Annotated in this window: 12 protein-coding genes; 3 read left to right on the top strand and 9 right to left on the bottom strand. The window is 70.5% G+C overall.

Annotated elements, in window-relative coordinates:
- Positions 1 to 10: 10 nt before the first annotated feature.
- From OG349_RS19120 to OG349_RS19100, 5 genes are all read right to left on the bottom strand, one after another.
- The gene (locus tag OG349_RS19120) at positions 11 to 1,486 is read right to left on the bottom strand and encodes an oxygenase MpaB family protein (protein WP_327235771.1); all 1,476 of its coding nucleotides are present in this window, start codon (positions 1,484 to 1,486) and stop codon (positions 11 to 13) included.
- Positions 1,483 to 2,205, bottom strand: coding sequence for a polyprenyl diphosphate synthase (uppS, locus tag OG349_RS19115; RefSeq protein ID WP_327238620.1), 723 nt, complete (start codon positions 2,203 to 2,205; stop codon positions 1,483 to 1,485). Before uppS ends, OG349_RS19120 begins: the two co-directional genes overlap by 4 nt.
- An 825-nt stretch (positions 2,206 to 3,030) precedes the next feature.
- Positions 3,031 to 3,510: a signal peptidase II gene (locus OG349_RS19110; protein WP_327235770.1), complete on the bottom strand. Its 480-nt coding sequence runs from the start codon at positions 3,508 to 3,510 to the stop codon at positions 3,031 to 3,033.
- Positions 3,511 to 3,629: 119 nt separating this feature from the next.
- Positions 3,630 to 4,430, bottom strand: a complete 801-nt coding sequence (locus tag OG349_RS19105; RefSeq protein WP_327235769.1) for a VOC family protein — start codon at positions 4,428 to 4,430, stop codon at positions 3,630 to 3,632.
- A gap of 80 nt (positions 4,431 to 4,510) precedes the next feature.
- Complete coding sequence (locus OG349_RS19100) at positions 4,511 to 4,996, bottom strand: hypothetical protein (RefSeq protein WP_327235768.1); 486 nt, start codon at positions 4,994 to 4,996, stop codon at positions 4,511 to 4,513.
- A gap of 369 nt (positions 4,997 to 5,365) precedes the next feature.
- On the opposite strand from OG349_RS19100, the gene OG349_RS19095 reads away from it, so the two are divergent.
- Both OG349_RS19095 and OG349_RS19090 read left to right on the top strand, forming a co-directional pair.
- A complete protein-coding gene (locus tag OG349_RS19095) occupies positions 5,366 to 6,463 on the top strand; it encodes a mechanosensitive ion channel family protein (RefSeq protein ID WP_327235767.1) in 1,098 nt (365 codons plus the stop codon).
- Complete coding sequence (locus tag OG349_RS19090; RefSeq protein WP_327235766.1) at positions 6,420 to 7,166, top strand: NADPH-dependent F420 reductase; 747 nt, start codon at positions 6,420 to 6,422, stop codon at positions 7,164 to 7,166. Before OG349_RS19095 ends, OG349_RS19090 begins: the two co-directional genes overlap by 44 nt.
- Before the next feature lie 101 nt (positions 7,167 to 7,267).
- On the opposite strand, the gene OG349_RS19085 is transcribed toward OG349_RS19090, so the two are convergent.
- From OG349_RS19085 to OG349_RS19070, 4 genes are all read right to left on the bottom strand, one after another.
- Positions 7,268 to 8,422: an LLM class flavin-dependent oxidoreductase gene (locus tag OG349_RS19085; protein ID WP_327235765.1), complete on the bottom strand. Its 1,155-nt coding sequence runs from the start codon at positions 8,420 to 8,422 to the stop codon at positions 7,268 to 7,270.
- A gap of 73 nt (positions 8,423 to 8,495) precedes the next feature.
- On the bottom strand, positions 8,496 to 9,701 hold the full coding sequence (locus tag OG349_RS19080) for an SfnB family sulfur acquisition oxidoreductase (RefSeq protein WP_327235764.1): 1,206 nt from the start codon (positions 9,699 to 9,701) through the stop codon (positions 8,496 to 8,498).
- Between the two features lie 143 nt (positions 9,702 to 9,844).
- On the bottom strand, positions 9,845 to 10,420 hold the full coding sequence (gene ssuE / locus OG349_RS19075) for an NADPH-dependent FMN reductase (RefSeq protein ID WP_327235763.1): 576 nt from the start codon (positions 10,418 to 10,420) through the stop codon (positions 9,845 to 9,847).
- A 178-nt stretch (positions 10,421 to 10,598) separates the two neighbouring features.
- Positions 10,599 to 10,721, bottom strand: coding sequence for a putative leader peptide (locus OG349_RS19070; protein WP_272925754.1), 123 nt, complete (start codon positions 10,719 to 10,721; stop codon positions 10,599 to 10,601).
- A 137-nt stretch (positions 10,722 to 10,858) separates the two neighbouring features.
- Between OG349_RS19070 and OG349_RS19065 the strand changes: the two genes are divergently transcribed.
- The gene (locus tag OG349_RS19065; RefSeq protein ID WP_327235762.1) at positions 10,859 to 11,788 is read left to right on the top strand and encodes a LysR family transcriptional regulator; all 930 of its coding nucleotides are present in this window, start codon (positions 10,859 to 10,861) and stop codon (positions 11,786 to 11,788) included.
- Positions 11,789 to 11,790 lie beyond the last annotated feature (2 nt).

Raw genomic sequence — 11,790 nt, 5'->3', positions numbered from 1 at the left:
CGCTTCCCGCCTACGCGCCCGCCAGCAACGGGTCGAACGCCGTTGAGCGTTGGCGTCCCGACATGAAGGAGAGGAAGTCCTTCACGAAGGCGGCGCGGGAGTACGTCGCGGCCGTGCCCGTCACCGTGCGGTGGAAGCCCGTCCGGAACAGGGCTCGGTACTCCGTCGCGTCGATGGAGCCGTTGCCGTCCGCGTCCGTGACGGTGAAGAGCACCTCGGCGACCCTGATCAGCGCGGGGCCCGCGAGGGAGGGGACGGCGGCCGCGTACTCCTCCCTGCTCACCCTGCCGTCGCCGTCGGTGTCGAGGGCCGTTTGGAGTTCCCGCCACCACTCCGCGTACGCGTTGTAGAGCTTGGTCTCCTCCGGTTCGTCCAGGTCGAGGCGGGAGGACAACTCCCGTGCCATGGCGGCGAGATCGGGCCAGTCCAGATAGCCGTCGCCCGTCTGGTCCAGTACCTCGGCGAAGAACTCCCCGGCTTTGCTCTGCGCGCCCGATACGTCAACCGGGCCGTGTTGTACGGGGAAGGGCGTGACCAGGCGCAGCAGCGCGCCCGCCCGTTTCATCCGCCCGCGCAACGCCGTGAGCGTCGCGGCCTTGGGGTTGTCGCTGTCCGGCGACAGGTAGAGCAGGCTGGTGAGTTGGTCGGTACGCAGCCAGTGGTCCGGCAGGAAGCGTGCGAGGCCCGCGGCCATGTAGGCGCTCTGCATCAGCGCCTGGGCACCCGGGATCTCGGGCAGTCCCGCGCGGCGGCGGAAGGGTTCGGGGAGGGACGCCACCGTGATCGTGCCGATGACCGGGCCGGCCAGCGCGCGCCCCGCCGCCCACACCGTGGGCAGCCCGTCCAGCAGGGGCGGCGCCGGGAGGTGGTCGAAGAGCTTGTAGAGGATGATGCGCAGCGCCTCGGTGTTCTCCAGCACATCCTCGACCATGTGGTCGTAGTACTGCCAGAACTCCGGCAACGTGGGCGGCAGATGACCGGCCCGGTCCCCGAACGCCGCGAGGAACGCCTGGAATTCGGCGTACAGCTGCTCCATGGTGGTCCGGTCGAGCGGCTGCCCGCTCAGCCGGCACATGGTGACGGAGCTCTCGAAGAGTGTCGCGACGACCCAGGCGCGGACCTCGGGGTCCATCGCGTCGTACGGCCGGCTCTGGGCATCCGTACCGCTCAGCCGCCCGTGCAGCCGGTTCAGCCGCGCCGCCTCCCGCTGCCGCGTGTCCTCGTCGGCGCCGAACATGCGCTGGAGGCTCACGAGGGTGTTGCGCAGCCGTCGCCACGGGTGCGCGACGAACGTCGAGTTGTCGATGAGGGCCGCGCCGATCTGCGGGTGCGCGGCCTCCAGGACGGTGGCTCTGACCATGGACAGCGCCCAGCGCGGGTCGTTGAAGAAGCGGTGGAACTGTGAGTCGGGGCCGAAAAGCGAGTCCGGGGCCGGCCGGGTGGCGTCGTCGTGGGGGCCGCTGTTGCTTGTGCCGGTGTCCGTCACGGGTGGGGTTCTCCGTTCGCGTACGGTGTCACGCCGCCGAAGCGGCGCTCGCGTTGCTGGTAGGAGTGCAGGCACTCCAGGAAGTGCGGCGCGTGGAAGTCGGGCCAGAGCGCCGGCGGGAAGATCCACTCGGCGTAGGCCACCTGCCAGAGCATGAAGTTGGAGATGCGCTGCTCGCCGGAGGTACGGATGACCAGGTCCACGTCGGGTGTGTCGGGGAAGGGCAGATGAGCCGCGAAGTACTCCTCGTCCACGGCCTCGGCCGGCACCCCGCTGCGGATGAGCGACCGCGCCGCCTCCACGATGTCCCTGCGCCCGCCGTGGTCGAACGCCACGGTCAGCGTCATGCCGCGGTTCGCGTCGGTCAGCGTCATCAGGTCGGCGAAGTCCCGGGCGAGCGGTGCGGGGATCCTCGGGTCCGCCACGCCGAGGAAGCGGCAGCGGATGCCGCGGGCGTGGAGGAGCGGGGCGTGTTTGCGCACCACGCGGCGGACGAGTCGCATGAGGTAGTCGATCTCGCTGCTGGGGCGCCGCCAGTTCTCGGTGGAGAACGCGTAGAGGCTGAGCCACTCGACGCCTGCCGTCCTCGCCGCCTCGATGACGTCGATCACGGTGGTCTCGGCGGCGCGGTGGCCGGACGTACGCGGTAAGGAGCGCTGCTCGGCCCATCTGCCGTTCCCGTCCATGACGCACGCGACATGGCGGGGGACGGCCCTCACCCCTCCCTGCGGGGTCTCACCCGTCACACGCGATCTCCTGGCTGTCGCCACGCAGTTCTTCGACACTCAGCAGATTGCCGGTGCGGGTGCTTGTGCGTGGCGTGATCCTGGGATGTTCATCCTCAGGACGCCAGTCCTATTTCGTCTGCGCGATGCGTTTGGCGCGGGTTACTGATGTCCTCAATCGCCGGACGGGCTTGGGTGTGCCGTGGTGGCGGGGGGTGGGGCCTGCGGAGGTACGTATGTCCGGACTGCATGTTTTACGGCGCCTCAGGGTCCCCGGACATTCACGGTAGCCATGCGCCACAAAACACGCTTTACGTCCGGACACACGCACCTCCTCCGACCCCACCCCCCTCACGCCGAGGGTGCGCTGAACGACCCCGCCGGCCCGGGGAGCCCCGCCTCTGCCCGGTGGACAGTGCCGCTTACCAACGTCCTCAAACGCCGGACGGGCTGGATGGTGCCCCTGCCCGGTGCGCGCGCGGCTTACCGATGTCCTCAAACGCCGGACAGGCTGGATTTTGGCCTCTGCCCGGTGCCGGGTGCGGGTTACCGCGTCCTCAAACGCCGGACGGGCTTGATTTGCCTTGACGCGGGCCTGGGAGGGGGACGGGCAGGGGTCGTGTCCGGAACGTAGAGCGTGTTTTGTGTCGCGTGGCGAACCCGAACCAAACAAGGTCCCGAACGCGACGTAAAACATGCAGTGCAGGACACGACCCCTGCCCGGCCCCCGGCAACAACCCGCGGACAAAGCCCCGGCCCGCAGCGGGCACAACCAAGCCCGTCCGGCGATTGAGGACAAAAGCCCGGCCGCCAGGCCCGTCACCGCACCCGCGCCGCCCGCAACGGCACGCCCCGGAACGTTTGGATCAAGACCACCGCCGCACCCGCCGTCACACACTGGTCCGCCAAGTTGAAGATCCCCGAGTCGCCGATCTGGATGAAGTCCAGGACCGCTCCCCGCCCGAAGCCAGGTGTGCGGAGCAGGCGGTCCATGAGGTTGCCGCCGGCGCCCGCGAAGACCAGGCCCAGGCCGACCGCCCAGCCGGTGGAGCGTACGGACGGCGCCACGCGGGCTATGAAGACGACCGTCGCAATCGCCAGGAGCGTGAAGACGATCGTCGCGTCCGGCGCGAAGGAACCCGCCGCGCCCGAGTTGCGGAACGCTGTGAAGGTCACCGCCCCGCCGAGCGCGTGGCTCGGTTCGTGGCCCTCGACGACCACCGCCGCGATCGCCTTCGTGCTCTGGTCCACCGCGAGCCCGGCGGCCGCCGTCGCCCACAGCACGTACGTCCGCCGCACCGCACACCGTCCGATCCTTGGCCCCGCCCCGCGCCGAGCGTCCGCGCCGGGCGCGCGACGAGCGCCCGCCCCGAGCGCCTTCGTCAAGCGTACGTGGGCCGGGCCGGACGGCAGTCCGGCTACGCGTCCGACATCTTCGGCATCTCCCCCTCGGTCCTCGACGTGTCGATCACCGAGAAGTTCGCGCCCTGCGGGTCCGTGATCGCCGCGAAGCGGCCGAAGGGCGTGTCCATCGGGCCGAACTGGAGCTTCCCTCCGTGCTCCACGGCCTTCTTCACCGTGCCGTCGCAGTCACCGACCGCGAAGTAGACGTTCACGTACGACGTCATGTCCGGCGGGAAGTCCTCGCCCATCTTCATCCGGCCGAGGACGGGTCGCTTCTTGCCGTCGATGCTGAAGACCTTGAAGTCCATCCGCTCGTCGGCCATGGTCTGCGCCTCGTACGGGAAGACCTTCGGCAGGAACGCGTCCGTCCCGGCCGGGTCCCGTGTGAAGACCTCGGCCCACGCGTACGCGCCCGGCTCGCCCTGCTTCTCGAAGCCCTTGTGCTGCCCCGGCTGCCAGGCGCCGAAGACCGCGCCGGTCGGCTCCTTCGCGAGGGTCATCGACCCGAAGTCGCCGACCCGCATCGGCTCCGCCAGCACCTCGCCGCCCGCCGCCCTCACCTTCTCCGCCGTCGCCACGACGTCGGGCGAGGCCAGGTAGAGGCACCAGGCCGACTCCCCTTCGGAGCCCGGCATCGGCGGGACCACGGCCGCGACGGCCTTCCCGTCCGCGTAGGCCTGCGTGTAGTCGCCGTATTCCGACTCGCTGTCCCCGAAGGTCCAGCCCAGTACGTCCCCGTAGAAGTGTTTGGCGCCTTCCAGATCGGTGAACATCGCGTCCACCCAGCACGGCGCGCCTTCCGGGTACTCGGTCATGATCCTTACCCCCTCAGTGGGATGAGACATGGGTATGGCATGTGCCTGATAGGGGAAAATTGCCCGTTCTTTTACCGTAGTCAGTCCGGGAGCCGCCCGCGCGCGGAGTGATCGCTCTCCACCAGCAGGGCCCGCTCCCAAGGAGACAGGTCCGCGTCCGGGGGCGGCTTCCTGGTGGCGGAGTAGCGGGAACGGCCGACGGGCACCTTCAGGACCTGCGCGGGGAAGAGCAGGTAGAGGCGTTTGGCCTTGATCGTGGCGCCGTGCGGGGCGCCCGTCGAGTCGCGGGTCGAGAAGATCTCCGTGAGCACCCCGCCCAGATCCTTCGTGGACACGTCCTCGAAGATCCAGTCGTCCAGGAGGAGCCGTACCTTCCGCGCGGTCGGTTCCTTGCCCGTGATGCCGATGTAGACGTCCGAGCCGCCGAGCCTGCCGGCCCAGTCGGCGAACCAGTTCCCCCGCCTGACGTGCCGCTGGTGGAACGTGGCGCGCTGCCCGCCGGCGGAGCGGACAGCCTGCTCCGCCTCCGTCACCACGGGCAGCTTGGTGTTGCGTTGCGAGGCCATCGCACGAACCTTCCTCCGGCCGGTAGTCCCACCGTACGGCGACGGCGCGCACACGTCGGCGCGGGCACCTCTCCGTACGCCCGCGTACCTCTCTCCGTACACCCGCGTACACCCGCGTACGCCTCTCCGTACACGCCCGACTACCCCGCGCTCCCCGCCCGTACGAAGGGATCCGCGGGCCCAACTGCACACCGGATACGGCAGGATGGCACCGCACGCCGAGGCGCCGCGCTCCACCCGCCGACGTGCCCCCACTCCTCCCCGGACCTACCCCACCCCCACGGAACGAACAGGTGATGCAGCGATGCCCTCCTCCGGCATGCCCCCGTCCCCCCGCCCCCAGCCCCGTCCGGCGCCGGGAGACCACCGGTGAACCGTGTGCTCACCTGGCACGACCTGCTCATCGCCGGCGGCGCCGTCGTCATAGGACTCGGCGCCGGGCTGCTCCTCCGCATCGCCCTGCGCTGGCTCGGCGAACGCGCGACCCGGACCCGCTGGGGCGGCGACGACATCATCGTCGGCGCCCTGCGCCTGCTCGCCCCGTGGGGAGCGTTCGCCATAGGCGCCTCCGCCGGCGCCGCCGCCCTCCCGCTCACCCCGACCGTCGGCCACAACGTCAACCAGGTGCTGGTCGCGCTGCTCATACTGGCCGCCACCTTCGCGGCGGCCCGGGTCATCGCCGACCTCGTCCAGTCCGTGACCCTGTCCCGGTCCGCGGTGGCCGGCTCCGCGACCATCTTCGTCAACATCACCCGGGTCACGGTGCTGGCGATCGGCGTCCTCGTCCTGTTGCAGACGCTGGGCATCTCCATAGCGCCCCTCCTCACCGCCCTCGGCGTGGGCGGCCTGGCCGTCGCGCTGGCGATGCAGGACACCCTGGCCAACCTGTTCGCCGGGGTGCACATCCTGGTCTCGAAGACCGTGCAGCCCGGCGACTACATCCGGCTCAGCAGCGGCGAGGACGGCTACGTCGTCGACATCAACTGGCGCAACACGGTGGTACGGCAGCTCTCCGACAACCTCGTGATCATCCCCAACTCCAAGCTCGCCAGCACCATCATGACCAACTACCACCGCCCCGAGCAGCAGATGTCGCTGCTCATCCAGGTGGCGGTCGGGTACGGCAGCGATCTCGACCAGGTCGAGCAGGTGACCAAGGAGGTGGCGGAGAAAACCATGTCCGAGGTGGCCGGCGGGGTCCCCGACCACGAGTCGCTCGTCCGCTTCCACACGTTCACAGAGGCCGGCATAGGCTTCACGGTGATACTTCGGGCGCTGGAGTTCGGCGACCAGTACCTGATCAAACACGAGTTCATCAAGGCGTTGTACGGGCGCTATCGCGCCGAGGGCATCGAGATCCCCGTACCGGGACGAACCGTCATCATGCGCCAGCAGGAGAACGCCGCCGTCCCGCGCACGCGCCATGAACGGCACGGACAGCAGAAACCGCAGGAACAGAACGGCTGACCTGCCCGTTGCCGTACACATGGCAACTCTTGGACTCATCGGCAGCGGACACATCGGAAGCACACTGGCGCGCATCGCGGTGGCGAACGGACTGGACGTCGTGGTCAGCAACTCGCGCGGCCCCGAGACCCTCGCCGACCTGGTCGCGGAACTGGGCCCGCGCGCCACGGCCGGCACCCCGGCGGAGGCGGCGGCCGCCGGGGACTGGGTCGTGGTGACGATCCCGCTCAAGGCGTACCAGCAGGTCCCGGTCGAACCGCTCGCCGGGAAGACCGTCCTCGACACGAACAACTACTACGCGGCCCGCGACGGGAATCTGCCCGAGCTGGAGGCGGGGACGACGACGAGCGGCGAACTGCTCCAGGCGCACCTGGAGCGTTCGCATGTCGTGAAGGTGTTCAACAACATCTACTTCGAGCACCTCGCCGTCCTCTCCCGGCCGAAGGACGCACCGGACCGCAGCGCGCTGCCGATCGCCGGGGACGACGCGGAAGGGAAGGCGCGGGCGGTGGAGTTGCTCGATCTCCTGGGCTTCGACGCGGTGGACGCGGGGCCGCTCGCGGAGAGTTGGCGGTTCGGGCCGGGGACGGACGCGTACGGCAGGCCGTACGCGGAGGAGCGTGACGTGAACTTCATGCAGCGGAAGGCAGCCCCGGCGCCGGCGGCCGAGGTGACCGGGACCCTGGCGGCGGCGCGGCGCTGAGCGTGAGCTGAGCGTGTGTGTGGGGGGGGCGGCTCTGACCGTACGTATCACCAGAGCCGCCCGTCACCCCGCGGACCCTCAACTCGCGGACCCGGTCCGCGTCAGCGCCCCACCTCCGCCGCGAACGGAACCGACACCGGACCCCCAGCGCCCGCCGCCGTCGGGTGGGTCCACAGCCCAGCCTCGGCCAGCCGGGGCAGCACGCCCTCGCCGAACCAGTACGCCTCCTCCACGTGCGGGTGGCCGGACATGATGAACTCGTCGATGCCCAACCGGCTGTATTCCTCGATGCGTTCGGCCACCTCGGTGTGGCTGCCCACCAGCGCCGTCCCCGCGCCACCCCGTACCAGACCGATCCCGGCCCACAGGTTCGGCGAGATCTCCAGCCCGTCCGTACTGCCGCCGTGCAGCGCCAGCATCCGCCGCTGCCCCTCCGACTCGCTGCGCGCCAGACCCGCCTGTACGGCCTTGATCGCGTCCGGCGAGAACCCTTCCAGCAGCCGCCGCGCCTCGGCCCACGCCTGGTCCGCGGTGTCCCGCGTGATCACGTGCAGCCGGATGCCGAACCGCACGGTCCTGCCCTCCTTCGCCGCCAGCCCGCGGATCCACTCGATCTTCTCGGCCACCTGCGCGGGCGGCTCGCCCCAGGTCAGGTAGACGTCGCTGTGGCGCGCGGCGACCAGGCCGGCCGCCGGGGAGGACCCGCCGAAGTACACCGGCGGCACCGGGTCCGGCACCCGCGCCAACTTCGCCTCCTCCACCTGGAGATGCTCGCCCTTGAACGTCACCGTCTCGCCCTGCCAGAGGTCCCGGACGATCGACAGGAACTCCCCGGTACGCGCGTACCGGGCGTCCTTGTCGAGGAAGTCCCCGTACGCGCGCTGCTCGTGGCTCTCCCCGCCGGTGACGACGTTGAGCAACAGGCGCCCGGGCGCGTGGCGTTGGAAGGTGGCGGCCATCTGGGCGGCCAGCGTCGGCGCCACGAAGCCCGGCCGGAAGGCCACCAGGAACTTCAGCCGCTCCGTCTCGCGCGCCAGCATCGCCGTGGTGAGCCAGGCGTCCTCGCACCACGCGCCGGTGGGGGTCAGCGCGCCGACGAACCCCAACTGCTCGGCCGCGCGGCCGATCTGTGTGAGATAGCCGAGACCGGCGGGCCGCTGCCCGCCCGCCGCGCCCGCGGGGAGGCCGTGGCCGCCGCCGACTACGTGGCGGCTGTCGCCGTAGGTGGGCAGGAACCAGTGGAAGGTGAGACTCACGGAACTCTCCAGGAGACGAAGTACGCGACGAACAGGACGGGAAGGGCGGGCAACACCGGCAGCACCGGCGGTCTCAGAGCAGACCGTGGCGCGGTGGCCGCGTCCCGCTCAGGACGTAACGGCCGATGTGCTGCACCTTCCAGCGGACCGGATCGTGCAGCGTGTGCGTGCGCGCGTCGCGCCAGAACCGGTGCAGGTTCAGGCTGTCCAGCGCCGCCCGCGTCCCCGCCACCTCGAACAGCGCGCTGCTCGTCTCCACCGCCGCCGTCGCCGCCTGCACCTTCGCCGCGGCCACCGCGATCGAGGCCTCGGCGGCGGTGTCGTCGGTGAGGTCGGCCGCGGCCGTGTCCACGGCGTCGGCCGCCGCCACGAGGAGCGCGTCCGACGCCCTTACCTGAAGCGCCAGTTCACCGAACCGCTGGATCAGCAGCGGGTCCTCGGCCGCGCTCTCGTACCCGCTCTCGAACCACGGCCTGCTCTTCGTACGGACGAACTCGGCCGACTCCGTCAGCGCGGCCGACGCGATCCCCGCGTCGATGGCCGCGTGCAGCAACTGCGCGACGGCGCCGTGCAGTTGGGGCCCCTGGAAGGTGAGGTGGTGCGGTACGACCCGGTCGGCCGGCACCGCCACCCCGTCCAGGCGGACCGTCCCGCTCGCGGTGGTGCGCTGCCCCATCCCGTCCCAGTCGTCGACGACCGTCACGCCGGGCGCGTCCCTCGGTACGTACGCGACGTGCAGCGCGTCCTCCTTGGCGCGCGCCAGGACGGGGATCCAGTCGGCGAACAGCGCGCCGGTGGAGTAGTGCTTCTCGCCGGTGAGCCGGTACGAGCCGTCGGCCTCGGGTACCAGTCTCGTACGGATGTCCTGGACGTGCTTCGTACCGCGCTCGGACTGCGCGTTGCCGAACCGCCGCCCGGCCAGCACCTCCGCGAAGAAGAACTTCTGCTGCTCCGGACTCCCCTGCCGGCGCAGCACGTTCACGTACACGAAGTGGTTCTGCGGGATCTGGGAGAGGCTCGCGTCGCCCGTGGCCAGCAGCCGGAAGACCTCGGCGAGCGTACGGGCGGGGACGTCCGCGCCGCCGTGGGCGCGGGGCACGGTGATGCCGAGGAGGCCGGAGGCGGAGAGCCGGTCGAGTTCGGCGTACGGGAGCGTGCGGTCCGCGTCCCGCTGCCCGGCACCGGCCCGGAAGGCGTCGGCCAGCTCGGCGGCCACGGTGAGGGCTTCGGCCTCGCCGGTGATCACGTGCGCCGGCGAGGGGGGTTGGGGTGCGGTCACGGTACGGCCTCCGGGGAGAGATACGGGTCATACGGGTCAGCGGGCGGAACAGGAATCGGTACGGCGGGCGGAGCGACGGCGGGCGGGAAAGCAGCGGTCGGGAAAGCGGCGGTCGGAGCGGCCCTGGTCAGGACGGGAAGGCATCACGCGGCCACGGCCTCGGCCGGCGCGGCATCCGCCGGCACCCGGCGTGGCCGCAAGGCCAGCGAGAACTGGTCCACCACCCGGTCCAGCGCCTCCCGCGACCCGGGATCCACGACCACTCCCCCCTCGTCCAGCACGGTGATGTGCCGGTCGAGGACGAACCAGCCCTGGACGATGTGCGCGGTCCCCATGGAGGACAGCACGGGCCGCAGCGCGTAGTCGATGGCGAGCACATGCGCGGTGGTGCCGCCGGTCGCCAGCGGCAGGACGGTCTTGCCGGCCAGCGCGTACTGCGGCAACAGGTCCAGCAGGGTCTTCAGCAGCCCGGAATAGGCGGCCTTGTAGACGGGGGTCCCGATGACCACCCCGTCGGCCTCCTCGAACAGCCGCCGGGCCGCGACGATCGCCGGATGCCCGAAATCGGCCCCGAGCAGGGCCTCGGCGGGCAGCGTACGGACGTCGAGCGGCACGACGTGGTGGCCCTGGCCGGTGAGACGGCCGTCCAGATGCCGGAGCAGCCGGGCGGTACGGGACGTGGGGGACGGACTGCCGGAGACGGAGAGGATCGTGGCCATGGGATTCACCTCGGGAGGGGAGGGCGCGAGGACGAGATTCATGAATATCTCGTTAAACAGAACGGCCGACTGTAGGCGGACAACAAAAAAGGGAGGAAAATCCGCGCGCCCCGGGCACCACCGGAAACCGGCTCACCATCAATAGCCGTACAGACGGGGGGAGGGAAATTCCCAGCACTCAGCCCGTGCGCAGACAGAGGGCACTGGAGACGCGTACGAGATCGACATGACGGCGCCGGGTCAGCTCTCGCAGATCCCTCATCAGCACGTCACCGCCTCGCAGCATATTCAACAGACCCATGGGACAGGAGCGTACTCGCGCCGTCCCGCACGGGTCGATTCGGTATCCACGACGTGGTGATAGGGTTTACCTTCCAGTGGGGAGCCTTCCAGTGGGGGCTGAATGGTTCCCGTGGGTGCTGAAAGGCGAAATCGCCGATGCGAATAGAGCAGCTCGAATACATCGAAGCGGTGACCCGGCTGGGTTCCCTGCGGCGCGCGGCGGAAGCCCTGCACATCTCCCAGCCGGCCCTCAGCGAAACCGTACGCAATCTGGAACGCGAACTGGGCGTCGACCTCCTGGACCGCCGCCGCTCCGGCGCGAAGATCAGCGCGGAGGGCCGTGAGCTGCTGCCGCACATCGTCGGCGTCCTCGACGCGGTCGACCGGCTGCGCCGGGCGGCCGACGACCAGCACCGCACCAGCCGGACGCTCCGCCTCGGTACGGTCAACGCGGCCACGGTCCCGCTGCTCGTCCCGACCATCCGGGAGTTCCGCGCCGCCCACCCGGAGACCCAGATCGAGGTCATAGGCGCCCAGCAGGCCGACATCCACCGCGAACTGCTGGAGGGCGGCCTCGACCTGGGCCTGGTCAACTACCTGGAGGGCGACGACAAGCCCACGGGCCTCCACACCACCGAACTCCTGCGCGGCCGCCCGGTGGCGTGCGTCCGCACCGACAGCCCCCTGGCCGCCCAGCGCACGGTCTCGGTGGCCGACCTGCTGGCCCAGCCCCTCATCGTGATGCGTTCGGGGTACGTGATGCACCGCTACGTACACCGCCTGCTGGAGGGCCGCAGCCCGACGTTCTCGTACTCCACGGACGGCGCGGAGATGGGCAAGCTGATGGTCGCCGAGGGCCTGGGCACGACGATCCTCCCGGACTTCAGCGTCTCCGGCGACCCCCTGGAACGCTCCGGCCTGATCACCCACCGCCCCCTGGCCATCCAGGACACCGCGGTCCTCCTGGTCCTCCAACGCCCCCTCTCGGGCCCCACGCCGACGGCGTCCCGCGCCCTCCACGAGATCTTCGTGAAGAGCGCCAGGACCTACGCCCACACCACCGCCTCCCGCGCGGACGAGTCCTAGCG

This window comes from Streptomyces sp. NBC_01317, assembly GCF_035961655.1.
Lineage (GTDB): Bacteria > Actinomycetota > Actinomycetes > Streptomycetales > Streptomycetaceae > Streptomyces.
Note: the sequence above shows the minus strand (reverse complement) of the source record. Positions and strands in the feature narration are given on the sequence as shown.